The 17,916-nt window shown below is 28.1% G+C and carries 23 protein-coding genes and 1 tRNA gene; 15 read left to right on the forward strand and 9 right to left on the reverse strand.

Going from position 1 to position 17,916, the window contains the following annotated elements; all coding sequences use genetic code 11:
* Window positions 1-16: 16 nt before the first annotated feature.
* The 9 genes from U880_RS0104905 to flgF all read right to left on the reverse strand — a co-directional run bounded on the left by U880_RS0104905 (window position 17) and on the right by flgF (window position 7,421).
* Complete coding sequence (locus U880_RS0104905; protein WP_024655016.1) at window positions 17-811, reverse strand: PfkB family carbohydrate kinase; 795 nt, start codon at window positions 809-811, stop codon at window positions 17-19.
* Complete coding sequence (gene tsaD / locus U880_RS0104910; RefSeq protein ID WP_024655017.1) at window positions 808-1,824, reverse strand: tRNA (adenosine(37)-N6)-threonylcarbamoyltransferase complex transferase subunit TsaD; 1,017 nt, start codon at window positions 1,822-1,824, stop codon at window positions 808-810. The genes U880_RS0104905 and tsaD overlap by 4 nt, the downstream gene beginning before the upstream one ends.
* Window positions 1,793-2,716, reverse strand: coding sequence for a divergent polysaccharide deacetylase family protein (locus U880_RS0104915; protein ID WP_038359250.1), 924 nt, complete (start codon window positions 2,714-2,716; stop codon window positions 1,793-1,795). The genes tsaD and U880_RS0104915 overlap by 32 nt, the downstream gene beginning before the upstream one ends.
* A 45-nt stretch (window positions 2,717-2,761) precedes the next feature.
* Window positions 2,762-3,565: a sigma-70 family RNA polymerase sigma factor gene (locus U880_RS0104920; RefSeq protein WP_012538507.1), complete on the reverse strand. Its 804-nt coding sequence runs from the start codon at window positions 3,563-3,565 to the stop codon at window positions 2,762-2,764.
* Window positions 3,566-3,676: 111 nt separating this feature from the next.
* Window positions 3,677-4,009 carry a rod-binding protein gene (locus U880_RS0104925; RefSeq protein WP_024655019.1) on the reverse strand — a complete coding sequence of 111 codons (333 nt, stop codon included), beginning with the start codon at window positions 4,007-4,009 and terminating at the stop codon, window positions 3,677-3,679.
* 2 nt (window positions 4,010-4,011) lie between these two features.
* Window positions 4,012-4,992 (reverse strand): flagellar basal body P-ring protein FlgI, encoded by a 981-nt coding sequence (locus U880_RS0104930; RefSeq protein ID WP_024655020.1) that lies wholly within the window; start codon window positions 4,990-4,992, stop codon window positions 4,012-4,014.
* Window positions 4,993-5,127: 135 nt separating this feature from the next.
* A complete protein-coding gene (locus U880_RS0104935; protein WP_084543207.1) occupies window positions 5,128-5,766 on the reverse strand; it encodes a hypothetical protein in 639 nt (212 codons plus the stop codon).
* On the reverse strand, window positions 5,763-6,560 hold the full coding sequence (gene flgG / locus U880_RS0104940; protein ID WP_024655022.1) for a flagellar basal-body rod protein FlgG: 798 nt from the start codon (window positions 6,558-6,560) through the stop codon (window positions 5,763-5,765). The genes U880_RS0104935 and flgG overlap by 4 nt, the downstream gene beginning before the upstream one ends.
* Window positions 6,561-6,572: 12 nt before the next feature.
* Window positions 6,573-7,421 (reverse strand): flagellar basal-body rod protein FlgF, encoded by an 849-nt coding sequence (gene flgF / locus U880_RS0104945; RefSeq protein ID WP_024655023.1) that lies wholly within the window; start codon window positions 7,419-7,421, stop codon window positions 6,573-6,575.
* Window positions 7,422-7,692: 271 nt separating this feature from the next.
* On the opposite strand from flgF, the gene U880_RS0104950 reads away from it, so the two are divergent.
* The 15 genes from U880_RS0104950 to ftsH all read left to right on the forward strand — a co-directional run bounded on the left by U880_RS0104950 (window position 7,693) and on the right by ftsH (window position 17,894).
* Entirely contained in the window at window positions 7,693-8,223 is a 531-nt protein-coding gene (locus U880_RS0104950) for a DUF2147 domain-containing protein (RefSeq protein ID WP_024655024.1), read from the forward strand.
* 25 nt (window positions 8,224-8,248) lie between these two features.
* Window positions 8,249-8,779 carry an adenine phosphoribosyltransferase gene (locus tag U880_RS0104955; RefSeq protein WP_024655025.1) on the forward strand — a complete coding sequence of 177 codons (531 nt, stop codon included), beginning with the start codon at window positions 8,249-8,251 and terminating at the stop codon, window positions 8,777-8,779.
* A gap of 136 nt (window positions 8,780-8,915) precedes the next feature.
* Entirely contained in the window at window positions 8,916-9,227 is a 312-nt protein-coding gene (rplU, locus tag U880_RS0104960) for a 50S ribosomal protein L21 (RefSeq protein WP_024655026.1), read from the forward strand.
* A gap of 3 nt (window positions 9,228-9,230) precedes the next feature.
* On the forward strand, window positions 9,231-9,563 hold the full coding sequence (locus U880_RS0104965; RefSeq protein WP_024655027.1) for a ribosomal-processing cysteine protease Prp: 333 nt from the start codon (window positions 9,231-9,233) through the stop codon (window positions 9,561-9,563).
* Window positions 9,550-9,795: a 50S ribosomal protein L27 gene (gene rpmA, locus U880_RS0104970; RefSeq protein ID WP_024655028.1), complete on the forward strand. Its 246-nt coding sequence runs from the start codon at window positions 9,550-9,552 to the stop codon at window positions 9,793-9,795. The genes U880_RS0104965 and rpmA overlap by 14 nt, the downstream gene beginning before the upstream one ends.
* A 39-nt stretch (window positions 9,796-9,834) precedes the next feature.
* Window positions 9,835-10,818, forward strand: coding sequence for a GTPase ObgE (gene obgE / locus U880_RS0104975; RefSeq protein ID WP_024655029.1), 984 nt, complete (start codon window positions 9,835-9,837; stop codon window positions 10,816-10,818).
* A 96-nt stretch (window positions 10,819-10,914) separates the two neighbouring features.
* A complete protein-coding gene (gene nadD, locus U880_RS0104980) occupies window positions 10,915-11,487 on the forward strand; it encodes a nicotinate (nicotinamide) nucleotide adenylyltransferase (protein WP_024655030.1) in 573 nt (190 codons plus the stop codon).
* A complete protein-coding gene (locus U880_RS0104985; protein WP_024655031.1) occupies window positions 11,488-12,672 on the forward strand; it encodes an LCP family protein in 1,185 nt (394 codons plus the stop codon).
* Window positions 12,647-12,997: a ribosome silencing factor gene (gene rsfS / locus U880_RS0104990; RefSeq protein WP_024655032.1), complete on the forward strand. Its 351-nt coding sequence runs from the start codon at window positions 12,647-12,649 to the stop codon at window positions 12,995-12,997. Before U880_RS0104985 ends, rsfS begins: the two co-directional genes overlap by 26 nt.
* A 98-nt stretch (window positions 12,998-13,095) precedes the next feature.
* Complete coding sequence (gene spoVG, locus U880_RS0104995) at window positions 13,096-13,386, forward strand: septation regulator SpoVG (RefSeq protein WP_012539163.1); 291 nt, start codon at window positions 13,096-13,098, stop codon at window positions 13,384-13,386.
* A 70-nt stretch (window positions 13,387-13,456) separates the two neighbouring features.
* Window positions 13,457-13,528 (forward strand) — tRNA-Gln (locus U880_RS0105000).
* A gap of 22 nt (window positions 13,529-13,550) precedes the next feature.
* Window positions 13,551-14,099: a 50S ribosomal protein L25/general stress protein Ctc gene (locus U880_RS0105005; RefSeq protein ID WP_024655033.1), complete on the forward strand. Its 549-nt coding sequence runs from the start codon at window positions 13,551-13,553 to the stop codon at window positions 14,097-14,099.
* A gap of 5 nt (window positions 14,100-14,104) precedes the next feature.
* The gene (gene pth / locus U880_RS0105010) at window positions 14,105-14,671 is read left to right on the forward strand and encodes an aminoacyl-tRNA hydrolase (protein ID WP_024655034.1); all 567 of its coding nucleotides are present in this window, start codon (window positions 14,105-14,107) and stop codon (window positions 14,669-14,671) included.
* The gene (tilS, locus tag U880_RS0105015) at window positions 14,671-15,987 is read left to right on the forward strand and encodes a tRNA lysidine(34) synthetase TilS (RefSeq protein WP_038359254.1); all 1,317 of its coding nucleotides are present in this window, start codon (window positions 14,671-14,673) and stop codon (window positions 15,985-15,987) included. The genes pth and tilS overlap by 1 nt, the downstream gene beginning before the upstream one ends.
* A complete protein-coding gene (gene ftsH / locus U880_RS0105020) occupies window positions 15,984-17,894 on the forward strand; it encodes an ATP-dependent zinc metalloprotease FtsH (RefSeq protein ID WP_024655036.1) in 1,911 nt (636 codons plus the stop codon). Before tilS ends, ftsH begins: the two co-directional genes overlap by 4 nt.
* Window positions 17,895-17,916: the final 22 nt, after the last annotated feature.

Genomic DNA, 17,916 nt, shown 5'->3' on the forward strand with positions numbered 1-17,916 from the left:
TTATTATTGCAATATGTTAAAAACTGTTTTTTAAAAAAAATTCAATTTGAATGTCTTTTTTTTTCGAATTATTGTTTAGAGTAGAATGTTTTATTATTGAATGAGTAACTTTAGTTGCTTGTTTTAATGCATATTCTATTTCATATGTTTCAAGATATCCTATTAGCAAGCTTGTAAATAGGTCTCCTGTTCCACTAAAATTTTGTTCTAATTTTTCTAAAAAAAATTCTGAATATTCCTTTGTTTTTGTATTGTAAGCAGCAGTTCCTATGAAATTGTCTTTTTCTATGCTTGTAACTATAATTGTTCCTTTTATTTCAAGCTTTGATGTTGCTTTTATTATTTCATCTTTATTTCTAATTTTTTCAGTTTTTGCTAACATTTTTAGCTCTGTAATATTTGGTGTTATTATATCTGCATGTTTTATTATTTCTCTAAAACCACTTACTATTTTGTAATCAAAAGTAGGATAGAGCATGTTATTGTCTGCAAAAACAGGATCGATTATTATTTTTTCAAATTCAAATAGTTTGAGAGTTTGTTCTATTATTTTATGTTGTTTGTTGTTTCCAAGAAATCCACTATAAAATATATCAAAATTTTCATTTTGATTTTTCCAGGATAATATAAACTTTGTTAATTTATTTGTTAAATCTATTATTTCGAATTCTTTGTAATTTGTTGTTGCAGAGAGAACAGAAGTTACTAGTGGACAAACTTGAATATTAAATGATGATATTACTGGTATGCATATTGTAAGTGATGCTTTACCTATGGTTGAAATATCATGCATGGCTAATACGCGTTTCATAATTTTACTCCTTTTTTATATTTATAATTTTCTATTCTGGAGTTTGCATTAGTTTCAATGGGACTTGCTCCATATTTTAAATACATAAGATATCCAATTCCTGCAATCATTGCTCCGTTGTCTGTACAAAGGTCAATTGGGGGATAGTATGTTTCTATTTCAAGGTTTTTAATTTTTTCTCTTAAATAAAGATTGCTTGCGACTCCTCCAGATATTATTAATTTTTTTATGTTAGTATCCTTTATTGCTCTTTTTATTGGAATTATTAAATTTTCAAAAGCTGCTCTTTGAAAACTGGCAGCAATATTGTTATTTGTTGTTTTGGCATTGTCATTTTTAAATTTTTCAAGTTGATGTATGCATGCTGTTTTGAGTCCCGAATATGAGAAGTCGTATCTATTTTCTTTTTTGTCAAAAATTGTAATTGGAAAATTAAATGCATATTGGTTGCCGTCTATAGCCAATTTTTCTATATTTGGGCCACCAGGAAATCCCATGTTATAATGTTTTGCTATTTTGTCAAATGCTTCTCCACAAGCATCATCAAGTGTCCTTCCAAGTATTGCAATATCATCAAAATTATTTTGTTTGGCAAGTATTGTATGCCCTCCACTTAATACTAATGATAGAAATGGATATTCTATTGTGTGATTTAGCAAAGGTGCATAAAGATGTCCTAAAATATGATCAATACAAATTAGAGGTTTTTTTAAGGCAATGGATAGTCCTTTGGCAAAGTTTACACCAACAATTAAAGAGCCAATAAGCCCAGGTTTAGATGTAACTGCTATTAAATCTATTTCAGATATATTTATTTGAGCACTTGTTATGGCTTGTTGGCAAACATACATAATGAATTCTGTATGTAGTCTTGAGGCAATTTCTGGTACTATTCCGTAATATTTTTTGTGTTCTTTTTGACTAAGTTTAATGTTGCTTAAAATTGTTTTGCCATTTTCTACTATAGCTGCACAACAATCATCACATGAGCTTTCTATTCCAAGTACCTTCATTGTTTTCCTCTCTTTGATAAAGGTTTATTAAATTTTTAAATACAAATTCTTTCTTTAACTCTTCTGATTCTTGTTGAAGTATTTTAAGGGTGTTTTTCGACCAAATATGTCCTATTACCTTGACAATTCCTTTTGTTCTAGCTATTTGTTTTGCTCGCTCAAGTGCTTTAATTACAGATTTTTCATTATCTCTATTATCAAGGAATATATCTCTTTGTTCTACTAAAATCCCAATGTTTTTACCAGTTTGTACAGATATGCTGTCTTTAGTAGTGAGACTGTCAAAGAAATATTTATTTTTTTCTTTAAGTTTTATTAACATGATTTTCATAATATTTTCATTTGAGGTAATGAGACTTCCCATATGATTATTCATTATCTTTGCATTTGGATATGCATTGAATGTTGTTTCAATTTTTGTTCGTATAGTAATTTCATCATCATTTATATTGATATGAAATTTTTCTATTGAATTTTTATGCTTTGATTGCATTGGGAAATGAATCATTATAATTTTGTTTTTATTTTGTAGCTTGTTATAAAATTCCATTGATTTTGGTAAAAAGGGAATAATTGAAAAATTAATGTTTAGATTAATTTTTATAAATTCGTCTAACATAAATTCGTCATATCCAACGTCATCAATTATAAGATAAAATTCTGGTTTTGAATTGTTGAGTTTTAATTTTTGTTTTGTTTTTGTTAAATTTTGTCTTTTAAGTTTTGCCAATTTATCTTTTAACTTTAAATTAATGTTATTGTTATTGGATTTTAGATATGCAAAACTAGAAAACAATATACTTATTGACGCAAAAGATGTAATTATGATAAACAATACTTTAATTTTTAACTTATGTTTTTTAATAAAAACATAAATAGTTTGAATATTCATTCTCAGAAATTCTTATTATATATAAATATGTGACTAAGTCAATATTTATTGATAAAGTTCTTCTCTGAGTTTTTTTAGTACTCTTTTTTCGATCTGTCTTACAGTTTCTGAAGATATTCCAAGTTCCGTAGAAATATCTTTTAATGTGCTTTTTTTATCACTATTGTCCAAATTGTATCTTTTCTTGATTATATATCTTTCTTTTTCATTTAGTTTGGTTTCTAGTATGTAGTTTAGATGCTTTAATGTTGAATTTTGTTCAAGAGTACTCTCAGGATTAAAAGAATTATCTTCATAAAGATTTAGTAGCGTGGAGTTTTCTGAGCCTTCAATCTTTTTATCAAGAGAATATTCTTTTTCAAGATAAGGAATAATCTTTACATATTGAGCAGTTGTCAAGTTAAATCTTTCCATTATGTCTTCTTTTTTGGGTGATTTTTCTTCTTCCATTAGATATTTATTTATTTGAAGTATTAAATTTTCTTTTCTGTATGGCACCTTTACGAGTCTTGTTTTTGTATTTAATGCTCTTTGAAGAGATTGTTTAATCCAAAATGAAGCATAAGTTGAAAATTTGGTGTTTTTACTTGGATCATATTTTTCTGCAGCTCTAATTAAACCTAAATTTCCTTCTTGGATTAGATCTTCTATTTTTAATCCTTTGCCCGCATATCTTTTAATTATCTTGAGAACTAAACGTAAGTTGGCATTTATCATTTGGTTTTTTGCTTTTAGACTTCCTAGTTTTATCTGTTTTGCAAGTTCGATTTCTTCTTCGTGAGTTATAAGTCTATGTTCTCTTACAGATTTTAGATATATATTTAAATCTTCATTGCTAAATATATTCACACTACTTCTCCCATCTTTTAAATTTTGTGTATCAACATCCTTCTCCCTTTTTGATGTGATGCAAAAATCATGCCAACTTAGAAAATAATTGATATTTTTATTAAATATTAATTATTTTCTAAGATTATTTGTTGTTTTAATTTGATTGTAGATTACATCAGCAAGTCTAAAACTTTTGGATTTGGCTATTTGTTTTGCTCTTTCTGAATAAATCATGTCTTCAAAAATTTCTTCTGTTTGTCCTCCATTAATTAAATTATTTTCTTTATTTAAAGAATTTTTCATACTCTTGAGCATTTGATTTACAAATATTGCTTCAAATTCTAGAGCAGCTTCATAAAGTTTATTGTCATTTTTGTTTTGATTTATTTCCTCTACTTTTTCTTTTAATATTTTTATTTGATTTTGTGTCTTTATATATTGTGAATTGATTTTATTTATCATATTTATTCCTCTAAAATTAATTCTCCGTATAGTTTATAAATTTTATTTGCTCTTTTAATTATTTGTATTAATTCTTTGTTATTAAACTTAGTTGAATTATTTGATATAAATTCATTTAATTTCATCTTTTGTATTTCTATTTTTATCTTTTTATTTGTTTTGTTACTAAATAAGTCTTCTTCATTTTTTTCAATTGAGAATACGAGGGGTCCTATTTCTGCATTTGTGCTTGCCATAATTATTTTATTTTGTTCATTGATTAAAACTTTAGGCATAGTTTCTATTTCTATTTTCTCAATTTTACTTAGTAGTCCAATGTCATCAACTTCAATTTCTATAATATTTCCTGATTTTATATTGTTTTTTATGTTATTTTTTGTTAGATTTTGACTTATTAAATTTATTAGAGAATAATCTTTATTTTTTAAAATTATATTGTAAGTTGTATAGGTCTGATTCTCATGTATTGTTGCTCCATTTAATATGTACCCTGTACCTTTTGATTTATCATTGATTATTATTGGTCCTGATGCAGTTGCTAATAACTTTCCTTGTTTGTCTTTAAATTCTGTTTTTAAAAGTATGCCGTTTGTTAAATCTTTTGAATCTAGCATAGATGCTATGTAAACATTATGATTTGCACCTTTAATCATATTTCCATTTATTTTGATTGCTACACTGACTAATGCGATGTTTTTGATTCCTGTTTTGGTTAGATCTATTTCGTTAATACCAATTTTGTTTAAAATTTGATTTAAAATTTCTTTTTCTTTAATTGAATCTCCTTTATCAGTAAGTCCTGCTACTATTCCAATTCCTGTTAATATTTGTGAATTAGCAGGTTGTATTTCAGAAATATTTTTTATTTTTGTTTGTTCATTTATTTGTTTGTCAGCATTATTTTGATTAGAAAAATTTTTAATTTGATTTTCTTGTGCAAATGAGCTTAAATTTAATATAATTAACATTATCAGTTTTTTCATGATTTTGTTCCTTTGTATGGCAATATAGTTTACCTTTATTTTAATATTATTTCAATTGTTTAATCTTAGGTGTTTTATTTGGTTTTCTTTGTTTATATAAAGTGAAATGAAAATGATACTTTTTATATAAGTATATTATTGTTGCTTTTGTATTTGATTTAGCTTAATTTCTTCATTTTTCATTATATTTTGTAAAACAATATATTTATTTTGATTTAATGAATTTAAACTTAAGGTTTCGTTGTTGCTTGTTGTGTTTATTTGGTATTTAAAGTAAACATTATGTTCGTTTAAATTTTGTCCCGTCTTTAAAGTTGTTTTTGCAAATACAATTGGTTCTATGATGTCTATGTACATATTTATTTTGTTATATTTTTTATAGTCTTCAAATTGTTTTGCATAGTAAATTATGATTTTTTGTATAGGTATATTTTTATATGTTGTTTGGTTTGTTATTTTAAATTTTATATTGATTGCTGATTGATTGTGGATATTGATTTCTGATTCATCAAAACTGAATTGTAATATGTAGATATTTTTATTTTTAAGAGTTTTAGTGATATGACTAATCATAGAATATATTATTTGTTTTTTTTTGAAATGTGGACTTACATAAATTTGTGATAAATTATTTCCATTGCATATTTTTGAATATTCCCTTGAAAAAAAATATACTTTGCTGGGAGACATTTTAAAGCAGGTATCATAAGCTTTTATATATAATAAATTTATTGTGAGTAAGTAAAATATAAACTTACTTTTGAGTGTCGTCACTGTCTCTTTAAGTTGTTAGCGATTCCTAGCATATTGTCTGAAGTATGGATTGCTTTTGAGTTTATTTCATAAGCCCTTTGTGCAACTATCATTGTTACCATCTCTTCTGCGATTGCTACATTTGACATTTCAAGCATTCCTTGTTTAAGTTTACCCATTCCATTGCTTCCTGGAATTCCGGATATTTCCTCTCCCGATCCTATTGTTTCTTTGAATATGTTGTTACCAATTGCATTGAGTCCTGAAGGATTTACAAATCTTGTGATTTCTATTTGTCCAAGCTCAATTGGTTCAAGACCTTCGTTAACTTTTACAGATATGATTCCTTCTTGAGAGATTGCAATAGAGTTTTTGATGTATTCTTCAGGAAATGATATTTCTGGTAACAATATGTATCCTTGGCTTGTTACTAAATTTCCATTTGCATCTATTTTAAATGAACCATCTCTGGTATATCCATAAGTGCCATCTGATAAGAGAACCTTATAAAATCCATCACCTTCAATTGCGACATCAGTATTTAAATTGGTAACTTGTAGATTGCCTTGTTCAAATAATCTGTGTGTTGCTGATACTTTTGTTCCATGTCCAACTTGATTTCCCAGAGGGGTTACTGTGTCTTCAGTTGCAGGTGTTCCTGCTCTTCTTTGTGTTTGGTATATTAAATCTTCAAATTCAGCTCTTATTTTTTTAAATCCGATAGTGTTTACGTTTGAGAGATTATTAGCAATTGTGTCTACATTATATTGTTGTGCTTTCATTCCGCTAGCTGATGTCCAGAGTGCTCTCATCATATATTTACTCCTTTAGAACTTTCCAATTTCGTTGATTAATTTGCCAAGAAGTGCATCTTCAGTTTGTATTGTTTTTTGATTTGCTTCATAAACTCTGTTAACCGTAATCATTGAAACCATTTCATTAATTGCATTTACATTTGAACATTCTAAAACCCCTGATTCAATTTTAGGTCTTAAATTTATAGGAATATTTTTAGCTTTTCCAGATATTTCTGTGCTATACCATAGTGAACTTCCTTGTTTTTTTAAAAATCTTGTTTTTTCAAAATTGACAATTTTTAAATTGTCTAGTAGTTCATAATTTTCCCATGAATTTTCACTTTCACTTACAAGCCTTTTGGGATTGCTTTCGAATGTTGCATTGTGAAATATCTGCCCTTGGTCTGTTATTTTGAAATTATTATCTTTTATGTGTATGTGTCCTTTTTCTCCAATAACAGGGTATCCATCTTTTGTAATAAGTATGCCTTCTCGTCCAAGTGTAAAAGAGCCATTTCTTGTATATCTTTCTCCTTCAGGTGTTTGTACAACAAAAAAGCCTTCTTCGGTTAATGCTAAGTCAAGAGGATTGCCAGTTATCTTTAGTGGTCCTTGTTCAAAGGATGTGTATATTTCGTTTTCTTCAACTCCTGTTCCAAGCTTTCCAACAATAGGTGCTGTTTCTAGATATCCTTTAGGAAATTTATAAAGGCCATCATCATTAGTCCGTCTAATTAGCATTTCAGGAAAAGCTTTTTGAACAGATAAATCTTTTTTATATCCTGTAAGGTCAATATTTGCTAAGTTGTTGGCTATAACTTCTAATCTATGTCTTTGTGCTATCATTCCACTAGCAGCTGTATAAATTCCTCTTACCATATAAATCCTTATTACTTCTTTTTATAATTATAAATATGTTATCATAAAAGTCAATATTTTTAATTTCAAGAATATTTTCTTTTATGATATCTGTTTGTTTTTATTTGGGTATGACCCAAATAAATTGAAATATTAATTTGTTGTTAAATGATTGAGTTTGTATAATTATGTATATAAGGTATCTTTTGCAAAAGATATAAAATAAATGTATAATTCTTTTTTATTATGAGGTGTTTAAAGTATTTTTTTGATGTTAATTTTAGGAGTTTGTATGAGTAGAAATATATTAAAAATTGTTTTTTTATTCTGGTTTGTGTTTTTTTTATTTGCAGAATCTGAGAATAAAGAAAAGGATGGTAGTGAGGTTTTGGGATATTGGGTTGGCTATGATGATAAGACCAATGTTAAAAATTCTGTGATTTATGTTTATAAGTATAATGATAAGGTTTATGGTAGGATTTTAAATGTAATTAAAGATGGCAAAATACATGATATTAATAACCCTTCTGGGTATAAGGTTGTAGGTTTTGAACATTTAAGTACTGAAGGACTTGATTTTATGTGGGGTCTTCAGTATTTTAAATCTTCTGAAAAATGGGATAAGGGTAAAATTATTGATCCTAATAATGGCAAAATTTATAGTTCTGAGATGAGAGTAGATCCAAAAACTGGAAATCTTATTACTAAGGGTAAAGTGTGGATTTTTGGTAGAAGTAAAGTTTGGACACGAGCTAAAGAAGATGAAATTCCTAATTTGGATGTAGATGGGATAGTGCCAAATCCTCCTGTTGTAGAAGAATAAATATTTGATATTAATGGAAAATTTGATGATAGATAAAATGGGATATTATGATAAATTTATCATGAAAGTGCCTAACTTTCCAAAAGAGGGTATACTTTTTTATGATATTACAAATGTTTTGCTTCAAACAGAAGCTTATAAGTCTTTAATGGAAGATGCACATGCCTTTTATTCGTCAAAAAAAATTGATTGCATTGCTGCTATTGAATCAAGAGGGTATTTAATAGGTGCTCCTTTGGCTTTAAAGATGAATTTGCCTCTTTTGTTGATTCGTAAAGGAGGGAAGCTTCCACGTCAAGTCTTACGAGAGGAGTATGAACTTGAGTATGGATTTGGCAGTATTGAAATACATAAGGATGATGTTAAACAACACACAAATATTTTGTTGGTTGATGATATTTTAGCTACTGGAGGTACTCTAAGAGCAGCTGCTGGATTGCTTGAGAGAGCGGGTGGAGTGATATCGGATATATTTTGTTTTATTGAGCTTGTATCAATAAGAGGGAGAGATATTTTGGGAGAGTATAATGTAAATTCTCTTGTTAGATATCCCTAGCAATTTATTTAATAAATAATTTGTATTATTCATGAAATAAATATGAAGTATTAATGAATATGATTTAAATTTAAATAATTGACTTTAAATTTAATTAAAATTATAATGTTTAGCTGAATATTGAGAGGTGATTGTAATGTATGCGTTAGTAGAGATAAAAGGTAAACAATACAAAGCTGTGAAGGGAGAAATGTTAAGAGTAGATAGAATTGTAGCAAATAGTGGTGATAAATTGGACTTCAATAGTGTAATGCTTGTAAAGAAAGATGAAGATGTAAAAATAGGCAAGCCTTATGTTTTAGGTTCTTGTGTAAAATGTACTTATTTAGAAGATAAGAAAGATAAAAAAGTTGTTTCTTATAGATATAGAAGAAGAAAGGAAAGCGAACGAAAGGTTGGGCATCGTCAATCTTATTCTTATATTTTAGTTGATGATATAATTTGTTAATTAGTGATTAATGTTTTGATAAGAACCCATAATGATATAATTATTTATATTTTAGCTAATGGACATGCTAGGAGTAATGGTTATATTAATATAGTTTGTTCCTCTTTTTCTTTTATTTTAAGAACTTTTTTGAGTATTCTTGATTATGAGAGAGAGGATTTTGCTGTGGATCATTCTTTAAAAGGTTATTTAGAATTTCGAGCTTCTTTTGAAGCTTTGAATAAGGAGAGTCTTTTTTATCATAGTAAATTTTTGATACACGGTATAAAGGATTTGTGTTTTGAATATCCTTATGATATTAAATTAATTTTGGAGGAAATTAGTGGCAACAAGTAAAAGTGGTGGTAGTTCTAAGAATGGAAGAGATTCTATATCTAAAAGGCTTGGCGTTAAGAGAAGTGGTGGACAATTTGTAAGAGCGGGGGAAATAATTATAAGGCAAAGAGGTACAAAATTTCATAAAGGTAAGAATTCTGGGATTGGTAGAGATCATACAATATTTGCTTTAAAGGATGGTATAGTAGAATTTAAAACTTCTAAAGGTCGAAAATATATAAATATTATTTAATATCATTACTTATTTAATTTTATTACAATTGAGGTTGATTTGCATCTATTTAAAGATTCTTTAAATGTGACTGTCTCTTCAGGGAATGGGGGTGCAGGATGTGTCTCTTTTTTGCGTGAAAAATTTAAGGCTAAAGGAGGTCCTGATGGAGGTGATGGAGGAAGGGGTGGAGATGTAATTTTTAAAGTTAAGTCAAACCTTAAAACTTTGTCTCTTTATAGAAATGGCCAAAAACTTAGTGCTAGTAATGGAAAATCTGGAATGGGTTTAAAGAAAAGTGGAGCTGCTGGGTCAGATTTGATTATTTTTGTTCCTCCAAATACTTGCATTTATGATACTGATGCTAATTATATGTTATTTGAGCTTAAAAATTTTGATGATGAAGTTGTTGTTTTGAAAGGTGGAAGAGGTGGTCTTGGAAATGCAAATTTTAAAAGTTCTACAAAACGAACACCAAGATTTGCTCAACCAGGAGAGTCTGGGCTTACTTTAAATTTACGCCTTGAATTGTCATTAATAGCTGATATTGGACTTGTTGGGCTTCCTAATGCAGGTAAATCTTCTCTTATCTCTAAAGTAACTGCTTCACGATCAAAAGTTGCAAATTATCCTTTTACAACTAAAATTCCACATTTTGGTGTTTTGAGAGTTTCTTATAATGATTTGATTATTGCTGATGTACCTGGAATAATTGAGGGTGCAAGTCAAGGTATAGGTCTTGGTTTTGAATTTTTAAGACATATTTCTAAGACTCAAATTTTAGTTTTTTTGATAGATGTTTCTAGTAATGATTTTATGAATGCTTATGATATTCTTATTAATGAACTTAGAGCATATGATATTGAACTTTTAAGGAAAAAGCGCATAATTGTTGCTAGTAAACTTGATTTAGAGGGTGCAACTGAAAATTTTAATCAGTTGAAAAGGGTTTTGGATGAAGAGAGGGTGTTAGGAATTTCTATTTATAATAATATCGGAATAGATGAACTTATTAGTGAATTTTTTGCTTTAGCAGAAATTTGAAGGTATTTATCTTGTCTTTTTTATAAAATATAGATCAGTATTATGCAGATTTTAGTTTCTTTGATTGATGAATTAAATTTATAATAGGGGAGATTGATGAGAATAGCAATATTGGGTGGTACTTATAATCCTGTTCATATTGGACATATGTTTTTGGCAAAAGAAATAGAACATTTTTTAAATGTTGATAAAATCTTATTTATTCCTACTCATAAACCTGTTCATAAATGTGTTGAGGATATTAGTGTTCAAGATAGAGTAACAATGCTTAAATTGGCAGTACAATATGAAGATAATATGTTTGTTGATGAATGTGATGTGATACATGGTGGGGTAACTTATACTATTGATACTATTGCTTGTATTAGAAATAAATATGCTAATGATGATATATATTTGATCATTGGAGATGATCTTTTTGAAACTTTTGATTCATGGAAAAATCCGGAAAAAATAATTGAATCTGTTAATCTTGTGGTTGTTCATAGAATTTATAGCAAGAGATTGAGTAGTCGATTTAGACATATTTATGTTGATAATAGGGTATTTCCTATTTCGTCTTCAGAGATTAGAAATAGAATTGAACGAGGATTACCTGTGGATTATTTGCTTCCTTTTGATGTTTTGAGATATATTAAAAGTAATAATTTGTATGTTAAAGGTAGATAGTTGAGGAGAGAATTATTTTTTTTAGTTCTAATCATTTTGATAATTCTTGGTATTGTAATTTTCTTTGTTGATATTTCTAAAAGAGAGCAAATATATTTTGAACTAAATACCAAAAGCAATATTAGCTTTTTATTCCTTGTAGAAGATGATAATGAAAATCTTTTAAGTATGCAAGAAGTTTTTATTAATATAAAGACAGGAAATGTTGGATTTTTGGATATTCCTATTTATACAGGTTATGAAGATTTTAAAGGAAATATTTCGTGGTTTGAGGCTTTGTATAAAAAAAATAATTTTACTGAATTTTTATTTAAAGTATCTAAACAATTGAATCATGAACCTGATTATTATATTCGTTTTAAAAAGGATAATTTTGTGAGGTTTGTTGATTATCTTGGTGGAGTTCGATTTCTTGTTAAAAATCCTGTTAAGGTATATAACTTGGTACACTCTATATTAATACCTTCTGGTAATTCTGTTTTTGATGGTGATAAAGTTTATGATTATTTAAGCTATTTCAGAGATATTGCTTCTTATGATGAACGATTTGAATTTTATAAAGAATTTTTTAAAAAAATTTTAATACAATTTTCTGATTTTCAAAAAGAATATGATTATTTTTCTAAAATGTATGTTATGTTAGATACTAATCTTTCTGAAACTGTATTTAAGTATATTCTTGCCAATTATAAAATAAATGATGAGAAGCTTATTTTTGTTAATATTAAGGGTCAAGAAGAAACATTTAAAGATGATGATGATAATTTAATAAAAGTTATTTTTCCTTATTATGGGGGAGCAGTTCTTAAGGAATCAATAGAAAATTTGAATAGGATTTTAATAGATGGAACTAAAACCGAGGATGTAATTAAAATTATTATTTTAAATGGCACGCAAACTGCTGGACTTGCAAGGAATGTAGCAGATATTTTTAAATCTTTAAAATTTAAGGTTATAAGATTTGGGAATGCAGATAAGCATAATTATTCTCATACTGTGATTATAAATAATTCTGATAATTTGGAGATTGCTATTAAGGCTGGAGATGTTATTAGGGCAAGAAATATCAAGCCAATCTCTGAGTTTAATATGGATATTTTGGGGCTTGATATCTCTGATATGAGTCCTGATGTTGTGATAATTTTGGGAGATGATTTTGATGGAAGATATGTTAAGAGTCGATGATATTAAGAAGTTATGTAAAATTATATCTGATTTTGGTGGTATTGACGTTTTAGGTATTAATGTTAGTTCTGTTTGCAATTGGGCTGATTTTTTTATTATTGTTTCATTTTCATCATTTAAACATATGGAAGTTTTGTATACTGAAAAATTAATAACTTTTTTTAATGAGAGAAATTTAAATTGTTGTCTTCAAGGTAAAGGTTTCCTTTTTGATTGGACGGTTATTTCTTGTGGGGGTCTAGTTATACATTTAATGAGTAAAAATTCTAGAGAATATTATGAACTTGAAAAAATATGGGATAAGGGAGAAGTTATTTATTCTTAAGAGTTATTAATTAAAAAAAATAAAAATATCACAAGAATTATTTACAAAAAATTAAAAATATTCTAGATTTAAAACATGTATTTTAGGGAGGCCTAGAAGTGAATATTACAAATGTAAGAATTAGGAGAGTTGATAATAAAGATTCCAGTTCGAAGCTATTAGCATATGTTACAGTTACTTTTGATGATTGCTTAGTTTTACATAATATCAGAGTTATTAGGGGGCAAAAAGGCGTGTTTATTGTTATGCCTAATAGGAGAACTAAAGTTGGAGAGTATAAAGATATTGTGCATCCTATTAATCAAAGTTTTAGAGAGATTTTGCAAAGTGCTATTTTTAAAGAATATGTCAAAGAAAACCCTGCAAATTTTGAACTTGAATTAGTCTAGATAATATTATTGACAAAGTTTATTGTATTTTGTATCCTTTTGACTTGTGGATAATTAGTTGTTAAGTATTTGGGACGTGGACAAGTGGTAAGTCACCTGGTTTTGGTCCAGGCATTCGAGGGTTCGAATCCTTCCGTCCCAGTATTTATATTAGGAGTTTTGTTGTGTATAGTAGTAGGATTTTAAGGTATGAGGGTCGCTCTAGGTTTGGTTCATCATGTGCTCGTATTTTACGAGCAAAGTCCGAAATACCAGCTGTTGTTTATGGTAAAGAAAGTGATGTTTTGCATATAAAGATCAATAGTAATGAATTTGATAAAAAATTTGCTAAATTTACAGATAATACTGTTTTGCTTTTAAATGATGGTATGGTTGAAAAATGTGTTTTCATTAAAGATGTTAGTGAAAATCTTACAAAGAAATTTATTTATCATATTGATTTTTATGAAGTTGATAGAACTAAGGAAATTGAAAGGGATATATCAATTAAATTTGTAGGAGCTTCTGTTGGTGTTAAGGAAGGTGGTACCTTAAGTGTACTTCGTAATATAGTTAAAGTTAAGGCTCTTCCTTTGAATTTACCCGAGTTTGTTGAGGTAGATTTAACTCCTGTTAAAAAGGGAGATCAAATAACTTTGAAAGATATTGTGCTTTCTGATAATGTAAAACTTTCTGAGACAGATGAAAATTTGGTGGTTTTATTTGTAAAATAAAAAATATGAATTTATTAATAGTTGGCCTAGGTAATCCTGGGTCTAATTTTTTGCATACTAGACATAATGTTGGTTTTGGATTTATAGATAAGTTAGTTATGAAAAATGCTCTTTCGTTAAGAAAATCCAAAAACTATGAATATTCAGATTTTAATGTTGATTCTAGGCGAATCGTTTTAATTAAACCTTTAACTTATATGAATTTGAGTGGTAATATTTTTCCTTTTGTTTTTTCTAAATTTTATATGAAAATAAATAATTTATTAGTTGTAGTTGATAATGTTGATTTACCTTTGGGAAAGTGTAGACTTAGAAAGGTAGGGGGTGCTTCTACTCATAATGGGCTTCGTTCTATTTCTGAGAGTCTTGGAAGTACTAAGTATAGTAGGCTCTACATTGGGGTTGGAAATAATACTGCTTTTGGTCTTAAAGATTTTGTTCTTTCAAAATTTAATGATAGTGAACTTGTTCGTGTTAAAAATGTATTTAATTTTTTAAGTGAAGAAATATTGGGTATAGATGAGTTTAGTTTTGAACGTAAAATTGCAACTATTAATTCTAGTAGTTTTTGATGGTTTGGGATAATATAATAACAAGAATAGAAGATTTTTATAAAAAAAATTTATTAATTAAAGGGAAAGTAATTGTTGCCTTTTCTGGGGGTCCAGATTCTACTGTTTTGTTATTAAATTTAAAGGAATATTTAAATAATAATATTGTTGCTCTTTATTTTGCGCATTATATAAGATCAGAGATTGAACAAAATTTAGAAATAGAACATGTTAAGAAATTTTGTGATTTGCATGATATTGTTTGTCAGATAAAGAGGTGTGATGTTGATATAAAAATAAAAGCGAAGCAATCGGGTATTTCTATTGAAGAATTGGCTAGAAAATATCGATATAATGCTTTATTAGAAGCTCTTAATGAAAATAATGCTAGTTATGTTGCTCTTGCTCATAATAAAAATGATCAATTTGAGACTTTAATAATGAGATTTTTTCAAGGTTCATTTTTGGATGGCTTTGTTGGTATTCCAGTTATTAATAATTTCATTATTAGGCCTTTGCTTGAGGTGTCAAGAGAAGAGATTGAAAGATTTTTGTCTATTAATAATATTGTTTATTCTATTGATAGTACTAATCATGAAGATTTGTATTTAAGAAATAAAGTTAGAAATAATCTTGTTCCTGTTATTAAAAAAATTTTTAAAGGATATGAAAAAGGGTTAAGGAGAATAGCTGATTTTTCAAAGGAACTTACAAACTATTTTGATAGAGAAGATTTTCTTCCCTTTGTTAAAGGTAATTATTATTATTCTTTTGATGCTATGGTTTTTTTTAATTTGCCAAAATATTTGGTTTTTAGAAGTGTTTTTAAAATTTTAAATTTAGAAAAAATTGTGTCAAATTTGTCATATGGATCTTTAGGTGAGATTTTTAGGGTAAGTCTTAATAATAAAAGGAGTAGTATTTTACTTAAGAATGATGATTTTTTTTTGGAGAAACGTAGAGATAAGGTTAATCTTATTTTTAGGAAGTCTGAGGAAATGCGTAGACCTTTTGATTTTTTCTTAAGAGTTAATGAATATCATAGTTTATCTTTAGGTAAGATTTTGTTAGAATGTTTGGAGTGTGAAGATGATTCTATACTAACATTGAGATGTTGTTCTTATGAGTTTAGGCATAAATTTTTTAAAAGAAAGTTGCAATCAAAGAAGTTCTTTTCTAAGTTTGTAAGATATAATCCACTTTATTTAATGTTGTTAGTATTAAATGATAAGATAATTGGAATTATTGATTTAAATACTTTAAACTTAATGTGGAGTGATAAGAATATTCTTAAAAAAATTAGTATATCTTTATTCGGAGGATTTTTAAAGGAATGAATATTAACAATAATAATTTGAATAATAATGGTAAATCTAATAATAAAAAGAAAAATAAGAATTGGATTTTGGGTCTTGTTGTTGTTTTCTTAGTTTTAGCAATATTCATGTCTTATTTTATGCGTGGTGGAGAGAATTATAAAAACGTTCCTTATAGTACATTTCAGACTTATTTAGATAGTGGTTTGATTGAATCAGTTGTGATTATTGATAAGAGTCAAATTCAGTTTATTGTCAAAAATTCTAATTTAGGAAAGTCTTATTTCTCTACTAGTATTCCTTATTTTGATATTAATTTACTTGCGGAGCTTAAAGCCAAGCGAGTAGAAGTGAGTTCTGGAAAGAGTCAATCGTCTTTAATTGGCGTTTTACTTCAAACTTTACCTTGGATATTATTTTTTGTTTTCTTTTTCTTTATTTTTCGTCAAACTCAAGGTGGGAGTGGAAAGGTTTTTTCATTTGGAAAAAGCAATGCTCAAAAATATGAAGCAGGAAAGAATAAAGTTACTTTTAAAGACGTTGCTGGGCAAGAAGAAGCAAAACAAGAACTTGGTGAAGTAGTTGAATTTCTTAAATACCCTAAAAAATTTGAAAAAATTGGTGCCAGAATTCCTAAAGGTGTTCTTTTGGTTGGATCGCCTGGAACAGGAAAGACTTTGCTTGCTAAGGCTGTTGCAGGGGAAGCAGGAGTAAATTTTTTCCATATGTCGGGTTCTGATTTTGTTGAGATGTTTGTAGGGGTTGGTGCAAGTCGTGTTAGAGATCTTTTTGATAATGCAAGAAAAAATGCTCCTTGTATAATTTTTATTGATGAGCTTGATGCTGTTGGGAGAAGTCGTGGAGCTGGACTTGGTGGTGGTCATGATGAGAGAGAACAGACTCTTAATCAGTTATTAGTTGAGATGGATGGTTTTGGGACATATACTAATGTAATAGTGATGGCAGCTACAAATAGACCTGATGTTCTTGATTCTGCTTTGTTGAGACCAGGTAGATTTGATAGGCAAGTAGCAGTTACTTTGCCTGATATTAAGGAGAGAGAAGCAATATTAAATATACATGCTCAGAAGACTAAGCTTGCAAAAGAAATCGACTTAAGAGTGATAGCAAGAGCTACCCCTGGTGTTAGTGGTGCTGATCTTGCAAATTTAATTAATGAAGGTGCTTTGATTGCTGCTAGAAATAATCAATCTGAAATTTTTATGCATGATTTGGAAGAAGCTCGGGATAAAATACTTATGGGAGTTGCTAAAAAATCTATGACTATTACTGATAGGCAAAAGCTTGAAACAGCTTATCATGAAGCTGGGCATGCTTTGCTTCATTATTATCTTGAACATGCTGATCCTTTACATAAAGTTACTATTATTCCTAGGGGTAGAGCTCTTGGTGTTGCCTTTTCTCTTCCTAAAGAAGATAGACTTTCAATAAATAAGAATCAAATTCTTGATAAAATTAAAATATGTTATGGTGGTTATGCTAGTGAACAGATTAATTTAGGTTTTACTACAGCTGGTGTTCAGAATGATTTAATGCAAGCTACTAATTTGGCAAAGAAAATGGTTACAGAATGGGGTATGGGAGAGGATGTAGGTCCTATATTTTTGGTAGATGATGAAGCTCCAATTTTTCTTCCAAAAGAATTTTCTAAATCAAAAGCATATTCTGAAAATACTGCTGATAGAGTAGATAGGGAAGTTAAGAGAATTCTTGAAGGATGTTTAAAAGAAGCATCAGATATTTTAATGAAGCATAAGGATCAGTTAATAAAACTTGCGGAGGCCTTGATTGCAAAAGAAACTTTAACAGATAATGAGGTGAGGGAACTTTTAGGTTTTGAATTAATTGAGAGTGATTATGAACTAAGTTTAAAGCAATCTAAGCAAGAAGAGACAATTGATAGATAAAACAAGTTTTTAAGGAGTCTTT

Source organism: Borrelia hispanica CRI (assembly GCF_000500065.1).
Taxonomy (GTDB): Bacteria; Spirochaetota; Spirochaetia; order Borreliales; family Borreliaceae; genus Borrelia; species Borrelia hispanica.